Here is an 18,285-nt window from a genome sequence, read left to right as displayed (position 1 = left end):
AAGCAAATGTGTTTCGGTTTTTTTATGTCTAATATCAATTTTTAAAAGAATTTCCGATGTTAATACTTTTAAAATTAATTATTAAACTTTAGTTATAATGTTTTGTTATACAGGTATGTATGTGATTTTTTGGTAATTTTAAAACTTGTTTTATTATAAATTTTAAATTAGAAAAACATGGAAACTTCACACATTTATCCAGGAGCATATACATTGAATGCGTATATAGCAGTTAAAGATTGCAATGATGCAATTGAGTTTTACAAAAAAGCATTTGGCGCAATAGAAAGAGGCAGATTATTGATGCCCGATGGGAAAATTGGTCATGCAGAAATATTAATAGAAGGCTCTTTATTGATGCTGGCCGAAGAAAATAGTGATTGGGGAAATGTAAGCCCCAAAACGATTGGTGGAAACCCTTTAATTTTTGGATTGTATGTTAAAGATGTAGATGCCGTATTTCAGAAAGCAATTGATACTGGTGCAACTGTTTTGATGCCTATTAAAGATGAATTTTACGGAGATCGTACCGGACAAGTACTGGATCCATTTGGCTATAAATGGATGATCGCTACTCATAAAGAAGATGTGAATTTTGAAGAAATGCAAAAACGATTCGATAAAATGTGTCAATAAAATAATCAATTTGTGTTTTTGTAGAATGTTGAAAATGAGTTTAAAAGAAAGAATTATTGTGTATTCATAAAGTTAATTAGTACTATATTGACAACTTAAAATGGTAACTTTACTAAGAATAGTATGATACAGATTAGCCGTTATAAGTAACTTAAATATATGTATTATGAAATCACAAATTGCTGTTTATGATACCCATGATAAAGCCGTCAACGCTATAAAACGATTGAGCCAGGAAAAATTTTCTATGGATCATGTTTCGCTCTTGGGTAAAGCAGAAGTAGTAGAGGATCACATTCAAATTAAATCACTAGATACTATAGATAAAACACCTGCAATTGTTGGAATGGGAGCAGGGACATTAGTAGGATTGCTTAGTGGTATTGGAGTTTTTGCTATTCCTGGTTTTGGTTTTTTATATGGAGCTGGTGCCCTTATTGGGATAATTGCCGGACTTGATTTGGGGTTAATTGCTGGTAGTTTAGTTTCACTTTTATCTTTTACCGGGCTAAAAGAGGAAGAAGTAGTTAAATGCCAAGAGCATGTAAAAGAAGGGAGATTTATTGTAATTGTAAAGGGAACTCTTGATGAAATTGAAAGAGCCAAACACATTTTACATACCGAAGGAAATCATTTGGAATTTATCAGTTAGGACATTCTTCAAAGTCCATGTTTTGAGATGGCTACACTTAGCTGTCTGATGTTTTTTTGTGTTTTTATAACATTACTTCACTATAATTTCATGTTTATAAAGCAGTCCTTTTAGGCCCTCTAATGAAAAGATAGCACGCTTCAATTTTGTGGTTTTTGGGTCAATGGTGTAATTATAACTGGTTTTAAAACTGGCTTTGTTCGCAATGGCTTTTGCAAATTCAGAGCGGTATAAATCGCAGTTATCGAAAAGGACTTCGGTCAAATCGGCAGCCATGAAATCTACAGCAATCAAACTGCAATTAATAAAAGGCGTTCCCTTTATTTTTAGGGTATAAAATTTTGAAAAATCAAGAATACAATCGTAAAAACGTACTTCAAAAATAAGTTTGCTGCACATCGCAAAATTAACTTCTTTGATTTTGCAACGATTGAATGTTACTGTTCTCAAAGCGACATGATTAATTTTGGCTTCGTTAAAAATGCAATCATTGAAAACACAATCGATAAAGGTTACATCCATAAAATTACAAGCAGAAAACGTACAACGATTAAATGTACAGCATTCAAATTCTTTGAAATTAACTTCATCCACATCATAAGTGTGGTTGTTGTATTCTAAATCGAAGAAGTATTCAGGCATGAAGGGATTTATACGGTTTGTAATATTTCAATCTTATAATATGGAACAAAGAAACAAAATTATAAATGGAAATAATATGGGTATTATGTAATTAAAAACCGAAATGGTGTAAAGCCTTAGTATTTTCTTTTCTCTATTTTTGGTAGCCAAATCAATAAATTATTGATTAACAAATAAAAACAGGTTATATGTGTTTTTTATTTTTCAGAAAAAAATAGCCCCATAGATATGATATTAATTGTTGATGATATACGGGCAAACCTTGTAGCCTTAAAAAAAGTATTAGAACTTCATAATTTTGACGTAGATACTGCAGAGTCGGGAGACGAAGCTTTGAAGAAAATCCTAAAAAAGGACTATTGTTTAATTATAATGGATGTTCAGATGCCAGGAATGGATGGTTTTGAAGTTGCTGAAATCCTAGCCGGTAGTAATCGTACAAAAGATATTCCTGTGATTTTTTTATCTGCGGTTAATAAACAAAAAAAATTCATTTTCAAAGGCTATGAAACGGGAGGGGTAGATTATATAACCAAACCTGTAGATTCAGATTTATTGATTTTAAAAGTAAAAACTTTTTTAAAAATCTATCATCAGAAAAATGAATTAAAATCAATACAAGATTTATTGTCAAAAGAAATTGAGATTAGAAAAGAAGCGCAAAATAATCTCGAAGAAAAAATAGCTGAAAGAACCAAGCAATTGGTTATGAAAAATGAAGAACTGGAACTTCGAAATCACGAATTGCAACAATTTTCTTGGGTGGTATCACATGATTTAAAAGAACCGATAAGAAAGGTTCAAATGTTTATTAAGATTATTAATGAACGATATCTTGTGAAAAATGAAAAATCAGTAGATTATGTGGCTCGAATTATACGCTCTGCAGAAAGAATGGAGGCTCTAATTACTGATTTACTGGACTATTCAAGGCTTTCTTCTACAGTAATTCCAGAACCAACAGATTTAAACGATATTTTACAGGAAATAGTAGCCGATTTCGATTTTTTAATTGACCAAAAAAGCGCAACGATACTAATTGATCCTCTTCCAACACTAATTGCAATTCCTAGTCAGCTCCGACAAGTATTTCAAAATTTGATTGGGAACTCCCTTAAATTTTCCAAAAAAGATGTTGCTCCCATTATAGAAATAACCTGTGAACGCATTGAAAATAAAGAATTCGACAGTGTTCCTTCGGCAACAGGAAATTTTGTTCGGCTAATTGTTAAGGACAACGGAATTGGCTTTGATGAAATTCATCTTGATCGAATTTTTATGATATTCCAAAGTCTGCACGATCGTCAAACGTATCAGGGAACAGGAATTGGATTGGCTATCACCAAAAAAATAATAGAAAAACACAATGGTTTAATAACGGCTAAAAGCGCAGAAGGAGAAGGAGCAAGCTTTATCATTATTTTGCCTATTGAAAGTGAATTAAAATAAACGTTATATAGTTAAAATTATAAAATACGCAGAATAGAAAATTGTCAGTAAACACAATTGATATGCAAATTACATATAACCAATAAATAGTTATTTATGAAAGATAATTTCAAGAGAAATCTCTTAATCAGTTCCTCCATTTCGTTACTTATTTTAATGCTCAGTTCCACAGCATCTTTTTTAAGCATACAGAATTTGTTAAGCAGTAATGCATTAGTAAATCACACCCAAGAAGTGATTTCTGATTTGAATAAAGGGAATTCACTTATGCTAGAGGCTCAATCTGCAATGAGGGGTTTTTTGGTAACAGGTAATGAAGGCTTTCTAGAGGATTTTACTGATATTGAAAAAGAATCGAATAATTATTTTAATAAATTAGAAACACTTACAGTTGATAATCCTAGACAACAGCTCAACTTATCGCGCTTGAAACCTTTGCGCGCTAATTTTTTTAAATATCTCAAAAAACGTATTGCACAAAAAAAAATTGATGATCCAGGTTTAAGTTATGATTTGACCATGGGAAAAGAACTGATGGCAGACATAAGTGTGATCAGCAAGGATATCGAGAATAATGAAAACAAGCTTTTAGCCGAAAGAAATTTAAACTCAGCTAACTATGGTTTTTATACGGTTATCTTGATTATAATTGCATTTATAATTTCTTTTGTTATTACGATTGTGTTTTTTATTAGGGTATTGAGAGATTATAATGAACGAACATTACTGCAAAATGAATTACTAAAAAAGGATGCTGAAACAGCTGAAAGAATTAGAGTTATTAGTGCTGTAGCAGCTGATATTTCGGATGGTAATTTTGAGATTAAGGTAGAAGATTTGCAGAGTGATGCATTGGGCAGTCTGGGAGAATCCCTAAATGTTATGGGACTTTCTTTGAAAAAATCATTTCATTTATTATCTGAAAAAGAATGGCTTCAAACAGGTATTGCCAGTATTAATAATGTAATGCTAGGCGAAAAACCAATGCGAATCCTAACAAAAGATGTCATAGAATTTTTGTGTGTTTATACCAAAAGTAGTGCAGGTGCTTTGTATATTGTAAATGGTGACGAACTAGAATTGTCAGGTACGTATAGTTATATTCCAAATAAGGATAGAGAGCGCATTAAAAAAGGGGATGGTTTGGTAGGTCAGGCTCTAGTTTCGGGTAAAGTTTTGGAATTAAAATCATTTTCTCCAGAAAATATCAAAGTTACTTATGCTTTGGGAGAAATGAAACCCGCTCATATTATAGCTGTGCCTTTGTATGATAATACCGTTGAAGGTGTTGTAGAATTGGCAAGTCTTAATGAATATTCCGAATTGGATTTGGAGTTTCTAACTAGTGTTGCCAATAATATCGGTATCACTTTAAAAGCAACTCAAAACCGTTTTAGACTGAATGAATTATTAGAAGAAACCCAAAGTCAGTCTGAAGAATTACGACTTCAGCATAGCGAAATGGAAGCTATTAATTCAGAATTGGAAACCCAAACCGAAAAACTGCAGGCTTCCGAAGAAGAATTACGAGTACAGCAGGAAGAACTACAACAAACCAACGAAGAATTGGCCGAACGCTCTGTTTTATTGGAAGAAAAAAATACTGAAATTCTAAAAAAATCGGAAGATTTAGAATTAAGTACTCGTTACAAATCAGAATTTTTGGCAAATATGTCGCACGAGTTACGAACGCCTTTAAATTCTATTTTATTATTGAGTCGTTTACTTTCTGAAAACAACGATGCCAATATGAATGAGGAACAAATCGAATTTGCCAAAGTAATTCAGAGTTCAGGAAACGGATTATTAGGACTTATTGATGAAATCCTTGATCTTTCTAAAATTGAAGCAGGGAAAATGGATTTGGAATTGATGGATGTTTCTACAAAAGAAATTACAGACAGCATAAAAAGCCTTTTCACGCAAGTAGCCAAAGAGAAAAAAATCCAATTTAAAATCATTGACGAACAAGCACCAATTGTGATTAAGACGGATAAAATGAGATTGGAACAAATTCTTAAAAATTTGGTTTCAAATGCTATAAAATTTACCGATGCAGGAGAAGTAACATTAGAAATTAAAAAAGACGACCACAACGATAAAACCCTTTGTTTTATAGTAAAAGATACAGGAATTGGTATTCCGCTCGAAAAACAGCCGTTAATTTTTGAAGCATTTCAGCAAGCCGATGGTTCTACAAAACGTAAATATGGCGGAACTGGTTTAGGATTATCAATAAGCAGAGAATTGGCAAAACTGTTGCGTGGAGAAATTTCAGTTAAGAGTAAAGTTGGTGAAGGAAGCGAGTTTACTTTATGTTTATCATTGACAGGTTTTTCTATTTCTAAAAATAGTAAAACTGCATTGTTGCCTGAAACAGAGAAAACAGAAACAGAGAAAACTGCAAAAGATGATGCGAAAGATAAGTTTATAAGTTTAGTCATTCCTGAAGAAATTGAAGACGACAGAAATTCAATTGTGCCAGATGATAAAATAATTTTGATTGTTGAGGATGATATTAATTTTGCCAAATCGTTACTTACTTTTAGCAGACAAAAAGGGTATAAAGCAATTGTGGCGGTTCGAGGTGATTATGCTTTAAGTTTTGCATTATTGTATAAACCCGTTGGAATATTACTAGACTTAGAACTTCCAATTTTAAATGGCTGGCAGGTGTTAGAAGGTTTGAAAAATAATATCCAAACCAAACACATTCCAGTTCATATTATGTCTTCGCATAAAGTAAAACAAGAAAGTTTATTGAAAGGTGCTATTAACTTTTTAGAAAAACCTGTCGCGTTTGAACAGATGCCTGAAATTTTTAAAAGAATTGAAACAATAATTAGTAAGCAATCGCAAAAAGTGCTGATTATAGAAGATAACACCAAGCATGCTAGAGCATTGTCTTATTTTTTAGAATCTAATAATATCAATTCAGAAATTAAAAGTGATATTGGTGAAAGTGTCGAAGCATTAGCCAAAAATGATCTTGATTGCGTTATTCTCGATATGGGAATTCCTGATAAAAATTCCTATGATATATTAGATATTGTCAAAAAAAATCCAGGATTGGAAAACTTGCCTGTCATTGTATTTACAGGTAAAAGCCTTTCGATAAAAGAAGAAGTGAAAATTAAAAAATATGCCGATTCTATTGTTGTAAAAACGGCACATTCTTTCCAAAGAATGTTAGATGAGGTTTCGCTTTTCCTTCATTTGGTAGAAGAAAATAAAAATTCGGATGGCAAAAATGAAGGGCACAAAAAACTTAATTTACTGAATAATGTTTTGGCCGAAAAAACCGTTTTAGTGGTAGACGATGATGTTCGAAATATTTTTTCACTGACCAAAGCTTTGGAAGTTTTTAAAATGAAAGTGATTACAGCTATAGATGGTAAAGAAGCGTTGAAAGCTTTAGAAGAATACCCTCATACTGATGTGATTTTATTGGATATGATGATGCCAAATATGGATGGATACGAAACGGCTCAAAGGATAAGAAGCAACCCGAAATTTAAAAAACTGCCCGTAATTGCGGTAACTGCCAAAGCGATGACAGGCGATAGGGAAAAATGTATTAATGCCGGAGCTTCAGATTATATTACAAAACCAATTGACATTGACCAACTATTGTCTTTATTGCGAGTTTGGTTATATGATAAGAATTAAAGTGATTACAGATGGATAAAAAAAGAGTTTTAATTATAGACGACGATAATAGAAATATTTTTGCTTTAACAGCCACATTAAAAACCAGATCCTTCGAATGTGTTTCCTGTTTGAGTGCCGAAGAAGCATTAGCAATGCTAAAAAATAAAGAGCAGTTTGATGCTATATTAATCGATATGATGATGCCAGAGATGGATGGTTATGAAGCTATTCCGCTGATAAAAGAAATTCCATCACAGGAAACTCCATTGGTAGTTGCTGTAACGGCTCAAGCGATGGTTGGAGATAAAGAAAAGTGCTTGGAAGCAGGTGCCGATTATTATATTTCAAAACCAATAGACGTAGATAAACTGTTGGCTATTTTAAGCACAATTTAGGATGATTGAAGATATTGAATTAGAAACGCTTATTAACGTAGTATATGAATATTACGGTTTTGATTTTGGAAGTTATTCCAAAGCCTCTTTAAAAAGGCGTGTCAACAGGCTTTATCATTTGGATGGCTTTCATCATTTTCACGAATTTTTAGCCAAAGTGCGGTCCGATGCTGAGTATTATAAACGAATGGTCGAAGAAATTACAGTAAACGTTACTGAAATGTTTCGCGATCCATTATTTTATGCTACACTTCGAAAAGAAATTCTTCCGCAATTGGGTACAAAACCCTTTATCAGAATTTGGCATGCGGGTTGTGCCACAGGCGAAGAAGTGTATTCGATGGCTATTTTACTTAAAGAAGCCAACTTGCTTCACAAATCATTAATCTATGCTACAGATATTAACGATCTGGTATTGAATACGGCTAAAAAAGGTGTTTTTCCTTTACGGGCGATGCAACAGTATTCCGAAAATTATTTGGCTTCCGAAGGCAAAGAAGATTTTTCTATTTATTACTCCGCCAATTATGGCATTGCAAAGTTCAATGAAGAGTTGTCCGAAAAAATGGTGTTCTCGCAACACAACTTGGTTTCGGACAGTTCGTTTAACGAATTTGATTTGATATTATGCCGAAACGTATTGATTTATTTTGATAATGATTTGCAGGAAAGAGCTTTAAAACTCTTTGATGACAGTCTTCCAAAACTTGGTTATCTGGTTTTAGGCACAAAAGAAACAATAAAGTATTCCGAATTACAAAGCAAATACAAGCAGTTTGGAAAAGAAAAAATATGGAGGAAAATAAAATAATATCAGGATGTAAGGTGGTGATTATTGGAGGTTCGGCTGGGAGTTTGAAAGTTTTGCTTCAAATTCTGCCACATTTTGTGTCCATTCCAACTTTTTCACTTGTTATTATTCTCCATCGAAAAAATGCAGAAGACTCTACTTTAGAAGAATTGATTGCTATGAAAACAGTTTTATCAGTAAAAGAAGTGGAAGATAAAACGTTGCTGGAACCCGGATTTATTTACATTGCTCCATCGGATTATCATTTGTTATTTGAAAAAAACGGACTCTTGTCTTTGGATATTTCTGAAAAAGTAAATTATAGCCGTCCCAGTATTGACGTTTCTTTTGAGTCTGCTGCAGAGGTGTATCAATCCTCGCTGGTAGGAATCCTATTATCTGGTGCCAATAGCGACGGAACGCAAGGACTCAAAGTAATCCAAAAGGCAGGAGGAAAAATAATTGTGCAAAAGCCAGCTACTGCCGAAATGCCTTTTATGCCAAATCATGCAATCCAAAATAGTTCTCCCGATTTTATTTTAGATGCAAATGAAATATTGTCTTTGCTTATCCATATTAATACCTCTTTTTAATAAATGAAAAGCAGTCATTTTGAAAAACTTAAAAGGAATAAGAAAGTATTCTAAATGAATTTTTAATTATTTACTTTAGGCAAAAAGCAATTTATAACTTAAAACGAAATTGGGTTTTGCTACTATTTTGAAATTTTAAAGTGTTTTGTTAGATAATTGAGCGCTGCTTTGTAAGGTAATACTTTTTTAAATCTTGAATAAATGTTCTAATTATCAAAAAATCAAATTGCAAACAAAATATTTGTAATCCTTAAACTACTAAAATAGGTGCTGATATTGTTAATAATGCATAAAGTATTGTAAAATATAGACGAGAGAAAACGTTTTCGTTGGCTTTTTTGTGTTTTCAAGTTTAAAAAAAGTTTTTTTATTTTAATCTTTTATTACTTTTGGTGTCATTATGAAAGGAGCTATTGTATATATCTATTATTTGTTTTTTCTGCTAATAGGCGGAGGACAATATATGCATGCAACTACATCTCCTAAATTCATTATAGCTGAATCACCTTCTTTTGATTTAATAAAAAATCATCAGGTAAAAGTTAAGAAAGCCGAAGCAGGCAATGTTTTAATTGAGGAAGCTGATACCGATTTAGATGAGGAGCTACATAGCGAAAATTTAAATAAAGGTAATTCCAATAAAGGCCTAGTTGCTAATAAAAATGTATTAGCAAACATGTATTTGACAATCTCAAATCAATTACATTACAAGGATAATTCCAAACAATTTAGTTTTTTTGCGCCATATTATGGCCGCTACAATCCTATTTATCTTAAAATAGGAGTTTTAAGAATTTGATTCTATTTCATATCACTTACTAAAGGTGTGATTTAGAGATGTCCAATGTTTGTATATTAATGTTGGTTTGTTATGTATTTTTCATCTTCGACAACTTTAAGTTTCACCTTGGTAACTGATGGTCACTTCTTGATCTAAGGAATTTCTATATTCCAAAATTTCCATTCGCTTAATTACCAATTTTATACTATGAAGAGAATTATCGTTTTCACTGGCTTAATTGCCGTGTTGTCACTTGCTAGCTGTAATAGCAAGAAAGAAGAAAAAGAAGAAGTCGAAACTTTTGCAGTTACTAATCCTGTAAAAATTGATACTTCGCTTACGAAGCAATATGTTGCACAAATAAAGTCTTTCCGAAATATCGAGATTCGTGCACAAGAAAAAGGATTTCTACAAAATATTTATGTTGATGAAGGTCAGTTTGTAAAAGCAGGCCAAGTATTGTTCCGTATTATGCCAAAAGTTTACGAAGCTGAATTATTAGGAGCTCAGGCTGAAGAAAAAGCAGCTGAAATTGAGCTTAAAAATGCTAAAACATTGGCAGACAAAAATATAGTTTCAAAAAATGAACAAGCTGTAGCCCAAGCCAAATTAGATCAGGCAAAAGCTGAAGTTGCCCTTGCAAAAGTTCATTTATCATTTACCGAAATCAGAGCTCCATTTGATGGAACGATCGACAGAATCCCTAAGAAATTGGGAAGTCTTATTGATGAAGGGGAGTTGCTTACAAGTCTTTCTGATAACAGTCAGATGTTTGCTTACTTCAATGTTTCTGAACCAGAATATTTGGATTATGAAACCAATATCAAAGGGAGATCTCAAAGTACAGTAGGTTTACTTTTGGCAAATGGTAACACATTTAAAGAAAAAGGAAATGTAGAAGTTATCGAAAGTGAATTTGATAATGAAACTGGAAATATTGCTTTTAGAGCGCGATTCCCTAATCCAGGTAAATTATTGAAACACGGAGAAACCGGAAAAGTATTAATGGAGGCTCCACTTCCTAATGTAACTGTGATTCCACAAAAAGCTACTTATGAAATTCAGGACAAAAAATATGTTTTTGTCGTGGATAAAAATGATGTTGTATCGTCTAGAGAAATTACTATCAAAGGAGAACTTCCTGATTTGTATTTGATTGACACTGGTATAACTGTAGGTGACAAAATCTTACTGGAAGGTGTTCAGAAGGTTAAAGACAATGACAAAATTCACTATAAATACGTAGCACCTCAAGAAGTTATCACTCATTTGCGATTAAAAGCAGAATAGAGATAGTTTCCAATTTGGTTTAATCATAAAAAATAGAAACAAATGTTTGATAAATTTATCCAAAGACCAGTTATGTCGATAGTAATATCGCTTATAATTGTCTTTTTAGGGGTGTTGTCGGTGATGAATTTGCCAATTACCCAATTTCCGTCCATATCGCCTCCAATGGTGAATATTACTGCGGATTACCCTGGTTCTAACGGGGAATTGATGATTAAGTCAGTAGTTATTCCTCTAGAAAGAGCTTTGAATGGAGTTCCGGGAATGAAATACATGACTTCTGATGCAGGAAATGACGGTGAAGCAAGTATACAAGTAGTATTCAACTTAGGAACCGATCCTAACCAAGCTGCTATTAACGTTCAAAACCGTGTAGCTTCTGTTACGAATAAGCTCCCTCCGTTAGTAGTTAGAGAGGGTGTGAAAATTACCCGTGAGGTTCCAAGTATGTTGATGTACGTGAATCTTTTCAGTACTGATAAAAATACGGATCAAAAGTTCTTGTATAATTATGCTGATATCAATGTTTTATCTGAATTAAAAAGGGTAAATGGTATTGGTTCTGGAGATATTTTAGGAACTCGTGAATATGCGATGCGTATTTGGTTGAAACCAGATCGTATGTTGGCTTATAAAATTTCTGCCGAAGAGGTAATGGAAGCATTATCAAGCCAAAGTTTGGAAGCTTCACCAGGAAAAACGGGTGAGGCATCTGGAAAACGCTCTCAAACATTCGAGTATGTATTGAAATATTCAGGAAGGTTTACTACCAAAGAGCAGTATGGAAATATAATAGTGAAATCCAGTCCTAATGGAGAGATTTTACGTTTGAAAGATATTGCCAATATAGAGTTTGGAAGTTCGATGTATGATATTTATTCGAATTTGAATGGAAAGCCATCTGCGGCAATCGTATTGAAACAATCTTTTGGAAGTAATGCAAATCAGGTTATTAAAGATTTAAAGACCAAATTAGAAACCATTAAGAAGAAATTCCCAAAAGGAATGGATTATGAGATTTCGTATGACGTTTCTAAATTCTTAGATGCTTCTATCGAAAAAGTAATTCACACTTTGATTGAAGCTTTCGTTTTGGTAGGATTGGTTGTGTTCCTTTTCTTAGGAGATTGGCGTTCTACGGTTATTCCTGCGATTGCGGTACCGGTTTCATTGATTGGAACTTTTGCGTTCATGCAGTTTTTTGATATTTCATTAAATTTAATTACGCTGTTTGCATTGGTATTGGCGATTGGTATTGTTGTTGATGATGCGATTGTGGTTATTGAGGCCGTTCACGCCAAGATGGAGGAAGAACATCTTTCGCCTTTAAAAGCGACTAAGAAAGCAATGCACGAAATTTCAGGAGCTATTATTGCGATTACATTCTTGATGGTTGCCGTATTTATTCCTGTTACATTCATGTCTGGTCCAGTTGGAATGTTTTACAGACAGTTCTCTATAACAATGGTAACTGCGATTGTACTATCGGGAGTTGTGGCATTGACGTTAACGCCTGCACTTTGTGCGATGATGTTGACTAATAATCATGGAGCGCCTAAAAAGAAAACACCTATAAATAATTTTGTAGATGGTTTTAATAACTTGTTTAACCTTACACAGACTAAATATCAAAATGTACTTGGAAAAATCGTAAACAGAAGAGCTGTTACTATTGTAGTGCTTTTAGGATTTTGTGCAGGAACATGGTTTGTAAGCAGCACGGTTCCTTCAGGATTTATTCCAAATGAGGATCAAGGGATGTTTTATGCAATTATTCAAACACCTCCGGGTTCATCGTTAGAAAGAACAAATAATATTTCTGAGAAACTTCAAAAAATTGCTGAAACTGTAGAGGGAGTACAATCTGTTTCTTCATTGGCAGGTTATGAAATTTTGACTGAAGGTACAGGTTCTAATGCAGGTACTTGTTTGATTAACCTTAAGGATTGGAGCGATAGAAAACAATCTGTTCAGGAGATTATGACCGAATTGGAAGAAAAGTCGAAAGATATTCCAGGTGCAAATATTGAATTTTTCCAACCGCCAGCGGTACCAGGATATGGAGCAGCAGGAGGATTTGAGCTTCGTTTATTGGATAAAACAGGTTCAGGTGATTACAAGAAAATGGAAAAAATCAATACTGATTTTGTAAAAGAATTGAACAAACATCCTGAATTGTCGAATGTATTTAGTTTCTATAGCGCCAGTTTCCCTCAGTATATGATGAAAGTGGATAACGATTTGGCACAACAAAAAGGAGTGTCTATCGAAAATGCGATGAATACATTATCTACGTTAGTGGGAAGTAACTACGAAATTAGTTTTATCAAATACGGAATTAACTATAAAGTTATCGTTCAGGCGTCTCCAGAATATCGTGCGAAGCCAGATGATATTTTAAAACTTTATGTAAAAAATAGCCGAGATGAAATGGTGCCTTTTTCTGCCTTTATGAAATTAGAAAAAGTATACGGTCTGTCAGAGATTACGAGACATAACATGTATACTTCTACTGAGATCAGTGGTGCAGCAGCTCCAGGATATAGTAGTGGAACTGCGATTAAAGTGATTCAGGAAGTAGCTGAGAAAACATTGCCTAGAGGATATGATATTGACTGGGCAGGTATTTCTGCCGATGAGGTGGCGCAAGGAAATCAGGCTATTTGGGTTTTCCTTATCTGTTTAGGTTTTGTTTACTTGGTTTTGGCAGCTCAATACGAAAGTTTTATTTTGCCTTTCTCAGTAATTTTATCTCTACCAGCAGGTATATTTGGAGCTTTCCTTTTATTGAAATTTACAGGTTTGGAGAACAATATCTATGCTCAGGTTGCCATGGTAATGCTTATTGGTTTACTAGGTAAAAATGCCGTTTTAATTGTGGAGTTTGCCATTCAAAGGCATGCGGCAGGAAAATCGGTGTTAGAAGCAGCGATGGAAGGTTCAAAAGCCAGGTTCCGTCCTATTTTGATGACTTCATTTGCTTTTATTGCAGGTTTGCTTCCATTGGCATTTGCAACAGGACCGGGTAAAATTGGTAATAGAACTATTGGTACTGCAGCAGCAGGAGGAATGTTGATAGGAACAATTTGCGGTGTATTTATTATACCAGGATTGTATTATGTTTTCGGTAGAATAGCTGAAAGATTTACCTATGTAAAAAATCAAAAAGAAAATCCATTAACCGAAGAATTTGACGATAATGATGCAGAATAAAAAGTCATTTAAATATATTATCCCGCTAGGTATTTGCCTGGCGGTGGTAAGTTGTACACCAGCTCTTGCCCCTTTGGCAGAAACTAAAGCTGTTCCGCAATCTTTCGATAAGAGTACTGATACAACCAATACATCTACCACACCTTGGCGTACTTATTTTAAGGATCCAAACTTGGTGAATCTGATTGACACTGCTTTGAAAAATAATCAGGAGCTGCAAATTACTTTGCAGGAAATCGAAATTGCCAAAAATGATATCCGCGTTAAAAAAGGGTTACTATTACCACAAGTTGGAATAGGAGCAGGGGCAGGAATTGAAAAAGTAGGACGTTATACGAGCCAAGGTGCCGGAGACGCTTCAACTGAAATACGTCCAGGTCAGGAAACGCCAGATCCATTAGGTGATTTTAAAATTGGTGCTTATGCGAACTGGGAAGTAGATGTTTGGAAAAAACTTCGTAATTCCAAGAAAGCAGCCGTGAGCCGTTATTTATCAACGGTTGAAGGGAAAAACTTTGTAATTACAAATCTTATTGCAGAGGTTGCCGATTCGTATTACGAATTGTTAGCTTTAGATAGTCAATTGGAAATTGTAAAACAGAATATCACTTTGCAAAGTAATGCTTTGGAAATCGTTAAAATTCAGAAAGATGCTGCTAGAGCAACTGAATTAGCTGTTCAAAAATTCCAAGCTGAAGTTATGGCTTCCAAAAGTATGGAGTTTGATATTCTTCAAAACATAAAAGAAACAGAGAATAAAATCAACTTTTTGCTAGGACAATATCCACAGGAGATTAAGAGAGATAAAACTGCTTTTGTAGATTTACTACCTGCTGAAGTTAAATCGGGTATTCCATCTCAAATGTTGGCTAATCGTCCTGATATCAAACAAGCTGAGTTAGAATTAGAAGCAGCAAAATTAGATGTAAAAGTAGCTCGTGCAGAGTTTTATCCTTCACTTGATATTTCTGCAGCAATAGGATTCAATGCTTTTAAACCATCTCTATTGTTCACGCTTCCTGAGTCATTGTTATATTCATTAGCAGGAGATATTGCAGCACCTTTGATTAACAGAAACGCGCTTAAAGCAGAATATAGTTCGGCAAATGCAAGACAAATTCAGGCTTTGTATAATTATGAGCGTACGATTTTAAATGCTTATATCGAAGTAGCTAATCAGCTTTCTAAAATTAATAATTTAGAAAAAAGCTATGATTTAAAATCACAACAAGTAGCCGCTTTAAATCGTTCGATTGATGTGGCGGGAGATTTATTCAAATCTGCCAGAGTTGATTATTTTGAAGTTTTAATGACACAGCGTGATGCTTTGGAATCTAAACTTGAATTAATTGACACTAAAAAAGAACAACTAAACGCTTCAGTCTTTGTATACAGAGATTTAGGTGGTGGTTGGAAATAATGCTATATTTTTTTTTTAAAGCCCTAAACATGTCAAAAGTGTTTAGGGCTTTTTTATTTTTGTAATCAAATATCTAGGTATTTGAATCCATTTTTTGTTGCAATTTTTTCGCTTCTTTATAATGATTTGTTAATAAAACAATTTGTTCTGAAGCCCATTCTTTAATATCATCATCAGTTGCTTCTTTAGAAATTTGAGTCATTTTATCAATTGCTTCGTTATGTCCTTCGGTCATCATATCAATAAATTTCTTATCAAAATCTGCACCAGATACTTTATTTAAACTATCATATTCTTTACGTCCCTCATCATTTACTGAAGTAGGAATCGTAATTGTTTTGTCGATTGCCAACATCTTTAAATCATTTAATGATTTTTTGTGATCTGCAAGTAAAGTCTCTGCGAATTTTTTTACGTCTTCACTTGATCCATTCATTAATTCCAATTTTCCAATTTGTATTTCGGATAGTTTTATAGAAGTTGCATCGTGCAATAAAGTAGAATCTTTTTTTACGCTATTTGTAGCAACGTTTTTAGAATTTTTAGTTTCATTTTTGCACGAGTTCATTGTCAATAATAATAATCCAGCGCTTAAAATAATTTTACTTAAATTGAATATATTTTTCATCTTTTCTATTTTTTTAAAGTTTAATAATAATATTTCAAACAAAGTTATAGTAAGAAGATACTTAAAATTTTATAGCTTTTAGCTGAAATATTACATTATTAACAGTTTAAATTTAAAAATGAAGAGTATTATAAAGGTGTACCCCAAAGCGATTTATTTAATTCGGCCAGAGTCGATTATTTTGAAGTTTTAATGACACTGCACGATGCATTGGAGTCTAAACTTGAATTTTTAGGAGCAGAAGTTTTCGGTTTTCATCAAGACTTCTCCTGCTGTCCACTATATCTCTTATGGCGAACCCCGCCACAAGAGGATGCCGTTTCCATCAGGGCTAGACGACAATTGCAGTAGTATAATCAACTTTTATAAGAGAAGAAATTTAATACACAATCGGATAATTAAAAGCAAATTCGGATTGTAATTGATTCTTAATTTAAATTTCTATATTCGATAGGGGTGTAGCCAGTATTTTTTTTAAACATTCGATTAAAATGTTGCGGGTATTTAAAACCAAGTTCATAAGCGATTTGACTAATTGATTTTTCGGTGTCGTAGATTTTTTCTTTGGCAAAATCGATAAGCTTTAATTGAATATGTTCCTGTGCTGATTTTCCAGTTTCTTTTTTGATTAAATCTCCAAAATAATTAGAAGATAAATTCAAACAATCAGCAAAATACCCCACAGACGGCAAACCTAAATTTTCAGAGGTTTCAGATTGAAAATAGTCATTCAATAGGCTTTCAAATTTGGATAAAATATCAGTATTGAGGTTTTCACGCGTTATAAACTGTCTGTCGTAAAAGCGAATACAATAGTTTAAAAGCAATTCAATGTTATTAGCAATAATATCTTTACTGTGTTTGTCTATAGATTGATCAATTTCGTATTCAAGTTTACTCAGTAAATCTTTTACAATTTGTTGTTCTTTTAAAGATAAATGAAGCGCTTCGTGCAATTCATAAGAGAAAAATGAATATTGACTCAGCTTTTTTCCCAATGAAGTTCCTTTTAATAAATCAGGATGAAATAATAAAGCAGATCCTGACGGTTGATAATCAGGGTCGTTAACTATTTCGACAACTTGACTAGGACCAATAAAAACAAGAGTTCCTTCATCATAATCATAGGTATTTCTGCCATATCTTAATTCTCCGCAATGTCCACCTTTCAAAAAAACAGAATAAAAATCTGTACTTATTTTAATATTGTTGGGTAAGGGTTTTGCATCGGCATTTTCAAATACACTTATTAGCGGGTGTTTGGTTTCGATACCTCTTAAAGCATTATACTCCGAAATTTTCGAAACTTTTATAATCTTGTCCATAATCTTTCCTTAAATTTATTATACAAATATAACTATCAAAATAGTAGATAGTTACGTTGTTTGTTCAAATCAGTAAAAATGGTAATAATTACAGTAATATGTATTATAGAAAGCACTTCGTATTGAGGGAAATTTGTATGGATTAAAAAAGGTTAAAAAGAAGTATTAAATAGCAAAGAAATACAAATGGAGAATAAAAAGAAAGTTTTATTGATCAATGCACATTTAACGTATCCAAATTGGACGGAAGGAACTTTAAATAATGCTTTTCAAAATGTAGCTAAAGAATTTTTTCAAGCGAAAGGGTATGAAGTTCTTGAAACTAAAATAGAAAGTGGTTATACTATCGAAGAGGAAGTAGAAAAACATTTAGAAACTGCCATAGTGATTTTACAAATGCCTGTTAATTGGTTTGGCGCTCCTTGGATTTATAAAAAATACGCTGATGAAGTTTTTAATAGTGCTCTTCACAGTCAAAAGTTCTTGTCAGGCGATGGAAGAACACGAGAAGATATAACTAAACAATATGGTAGCGGAGGAAAAATGCAAGGCAGAAAATTTATGATCTGCGCTACTCTAAATGCTCCAAAAGAAGCTTTTGATAATCCAGAGCAAAATTTATTGCAAGGAAAATCAAGCACAGATTTATTTTTGAATATAACCAGTAACTATCGTTTTTGCGGGTATGATATTGCACCAGAATTTAACTGTTATAACATTTTCAAAAGAGATGATATCGCAAAAGATTTAGAAAGTTATCCGCTTCATTTGGAGAAATTGCTAGCATCGTAAAAAGTAATACAGTGTTGTTATTGCGGAC

15 protein-coding genes are annotated in these 18,285 nt (G+C 33.1%); 12 read left to right on the top strand and 3 right to left on the bottom strand.

Going from position 1 to position 18,285, the window contains the following annotated elements:
- Positions 1-177 precede the first annotated feature (177 nt).
- The gene (locus tag ACUN3A_RS01765; protein ID WP_445549635.1) at positions 178-636 is read left to right on the top strand and encodes a VOC family protein; all 459 of its coding nucleotides are present in this window, start codon (positions 178-180) and stop codon (positions 634-636) included.
- 166 nt (positions 637-802) lie between these two features.
- Positions 803-1,288 (top strand): hypothetical protein, encoded by a 486-nt coding sequence (locus ACUN3A_RS01760; protein WP_445549634.1) that lies wholly within the window; start codon positions 803-805, stop codon positions 1,286-1,288.
- A gap of 72 nt (positions 1,289-1,360) precedes the next feature.
- On the opposite strand, the gene ACUN3A_RS01755 is transcribed toward ACUN3A_RS01760, so the two are convergent.
- Entirely contained in the window at positions 1,361-1,930 is a 570-nt protein-coding gene (locus ACUN3A_RS01755) for a pentapeptide repeat-containing protein (protein WP_445549633.1), read from the bottom strand.
- 228 nt (positions 1,931-2,158) lie between these two features.
- Here ACUN3A_RS01755 and ACUN3A_RS01750 point away from each other — a divergent pair, with 228 nt between their 5' ends.
- The 9 genes from ACUN3A_RS01750 to ACUN3A_RS01710 all read left to right on the top strand — a co-directional run bounded on the left by ACUN3A_RS01750 (position 2,159) and on the right by ACUN3A_RS01710 (position 15,512).
- The gene (locus ACUN3A_RS01750) at positions 2,159-3,379 is read left to right on the top strand and encodes a hybrid sensor histidine kinase/response regulator (RefSeq protein WP_445549632.1); all 1,221 of its coding nucleotides are present in this window, start codon (positions 2,159-2,161) and stop codon (positions 3,377-3,379) included.
- 96 nt (positions 3,380-3,475) lie between these two features.
- Complete coding sequence (locus ACUN3A_RS01745; RefSeq protein ID WP_445549631.1) at positions 3,476-7,048, top strand: response regulator; 3,573 nt, start codon at positions 3,476-3,478, stop codon at positions 7,046-7,048.
- An 11-nt stretch (positions 7,049-7,059) separates the two neighbouring features.
- Positions 7,060-7,425 (top strand): response regulator, encoded by a 366-nt coding sequence (locus ACUN3A_RS01740; protein WP_445549630.1) that lies wholly within the window; start codon positions 7,060-7,062, stop codon positions 7,423-7,425.
- A 1-nt stretch (position 7,426) separates the two neighbouring features.
- The gene (locus ACUN3A_RS01735; RefSeq protein WP_445549629.1) at positions 7,427-8,236 is read left to right on the top strand and encodes a CheR family methyltransferase; all 810 of its coding nucleotides are present in this window, start codon (positions 7,427-7,429) and stop codon (positions 8,234-8,236) included.
- Positions 8,218-8,808 (top strand): chemotaxis protein CheB, encoded by a 591-nt coding sequence (locus ACUN3A_RS01730; protein ID WP_445549628.1) that lies wholly within the window; start codon positions 8,218-8,220, stop codon positions 8,806-8,808. The genes ACUN3A_RS01735 and ACUN3A_RS01730 overlap by 19 nt, the downstream gene beginning before the upstream one ends.
- Before the next feature lie 400 nt (positions 8,809-9,208).
- Positions 9,209-9,607 (top strand): hypothetical protein, encoded by a 399-nt coding sequence (locus ACUN3A_RS01725; RefSeq protein WP_445549627.1) that lies wholly within the window; start codon positions 9,209-9,211, stop codon positions 9,605-9,607.
- Positions 9,608-9,796: 189 nt separating this feature from the next.
- Complete coding sequence (locus ACUN3A_RS01720) at positions 9,797-10,879, top strand: efflux RND transporter periplasmic adaptor subunit (protein WP_445549626.1); 1,083 nt, start codon at positions 9,797-9,799, stop codon at positions 10,877-10,879.
- Positions 10,880-10,921: 42 nt separating this feature from the next.
- The gene (locus ACUN3A_RS01715; protein WP_445549625.1) at positions 10,922-14,092 is read left to right on the top strand and encodes an efflux RND transporter permease subunit; all 3,171 of its coding nucleotides are present in this window, start codon (positions 10,922-10,924) and stop codon (positions 14,090-14,092) included.
- Entirely contained in the window at positions 14,082-15,512 is a 1,431-nt protein-coding gene (locus ACUN3A_RS01710) for a TolC family protein (protein ID WP_445552802.1), read from the top strand. The genes ACUN3A_RS01715 and ACUN3A_RS01710 overlap by 11 nt, the downstream gene beginning before the upstream one ends.
- A 73-nt stretch (positions 15,513-15,585) precedes the next feature.
- On the opposite strand, the gene ACUN3A_RS01705 is transcribed toward ACUN3A_RS01710, so the two are convergent.
- Together ACUN3A_RS01705 and ACUN3A_RS01700 are read right to left on the bottom strand one after the other, a co-directional pair.
- Positions 15,586-16,140, bottom strand: a complete 555-nt coding sequence (locus ACUN3A_RS01705) for a DUF4142 domain-containing protein (protein WP_445549624.1) — start codon at positions 16,138-16,140, stop codon at positions 15,586-15,588.
- Between the two features lie 428 nt (positions 16,141-16,568).
- On the bottom strand, positions 16,569-17,465 hold the full coding sequence (locus tag ACUN3A_RS01700) for a helix-turn-helix domain-containing protein (RefSeq protein ID WP_445549623.1): 897 nt from the start codon (positions 17,463-17,465) through the stop codon (positions 16,569-16,571).
- Between the two features lie 186 nt (positions 17,466-17,651).
- Here ACUN3A_RS01700 and ACUN3A_RS01695 point away from each other — a divergent pair, with 186 nt between their 5' ends.
- Positions 17,652-18,257 carry an NAD(P)H-dependent oxidoreductase gene (locus tag ACUN3A_RS01695; protein WP_445549622.1) on the top strand — a complete coding sequence of 202 codons (606 nt, stop codon included), beginning with the start codon at positions 17,652-17,654 and terminating at the stop codon, positions 18,255-18,257.
- The last annotated feature ends 28 nt before the right edge of the window (positions 18,258-18,285 follow it).

The organism is Flavobacterium sp. WC2509, from assembly GCF_052683105.1.
The sequence above is the reverse complement of the archived record's forward strand: the minus strand, read 5'-3'. Positions and strand labels throughout refer to the sequence as shown.

Bases quoted from the DNA above. Each gene is read 5' to 3' on its own strand.
- ACUN3A_RS01765 (WP_445549635.1), top strand. From the start codon at position 178: ATGGAAACTTCACACATTTATCCAGGAGCATATACATTGAATGCGTAT.
- ACUN3A_RS01760 (WP_445549634.1), top strand. From the start codon at position 803: ATGAAATCACAAATTGCTGTTTATGATACCCATGATAAAGCCGTCAAC.
- ACUN3A_RS01755 (WP_445549633.1), bottom strand. From the start codon at position 1,930: ATGCCTGAATACTTCTTCGATTTAGAATACAACAACCACACTTATGAT.
- ACUN3A_RS01750 (WP_445549632.1), top strand. From the start codon at position 2,159: ATGATATTAATTGTTGATGATATACGGGCAAACCTTGTAGCCTTAAAA.
- ACUN3A_RS01745 (WP_445549631.1), top strand. From the start codon at position 3,476: ATGAAAGATAATTTCAAGAGAAATCTCTTAATCAGTTCCTCCATTTCG.
- ACUN3A_RS01740 (WP_445549630.1), top strand. From the start codon at position 7,060: ATGGATAAAAAAAGAGTTTTAATTATAGACGACGATAATAGAAATATT.
- ACUN3A_RS01735 (WP_445549629.1), top strand. From the start codon at position 7,427: ATGATTGAAGATATTGAATTAGAAACGCTTATTAACGTAGTATATGAA.
- ACUN3A_RS01730 (WP_445549628.1), top strand. From the start codon at position 8,218: ATGGAGGAAAATAAAATAATATCAGGATGTAAGGTGGTGATTATTGGA.
- ACUN3A_RS01725 (WP_445549627.1), top strand. From the start codon at position 9,209: ATGAAAGGAGCTATTGTATATATCTATTATTTGTTTTTTCTGCTAATA.
- ACUN3A_RS01720 (WP_445549626.1), top strand. From the start codon at position 9,797: ATGAAGAGAATTATCGTTTTCACTGGCTTAATTGCCGTGTTGTCACTT.
- ACUN3A_RS01715 (WP_445549625.1), top strand. From the start codon at position 10,922: ATGTTTGATAAATTTATCCAAAGACCAGTTATGTCGATAGTAATATCG.
- ACUN3A_RS01710 (WP_445552802.1), top strand. From the start codon at position 14,082: ATGCAGAATAAAAAGTCATTTAAATATATTATCCCGCTAGGTATTTGC.
- ACUN3A_RS01705 (WP_445549624.1), bottom strand. From the start codon at position 16,140: ATGAAAAATATATTCAATTTAAGTAAAATTATTTTAAGCGCTGGATTA.
- ACUN3A_RS01700 (WP_445549623.1), bottom strand. From the start codon at position 17,465: ATGGACAAGATTATAAAAGTTTCGAAAATTTCGGAGTATAATGCTTTA.
- ACUN3A_RS01695 (WP_445549622.1), top strand. From the start codon at position 17,652: ATGGAGAATAAAAAGAAAGTTTTATTGATCAATGCACATTTAACGTAT.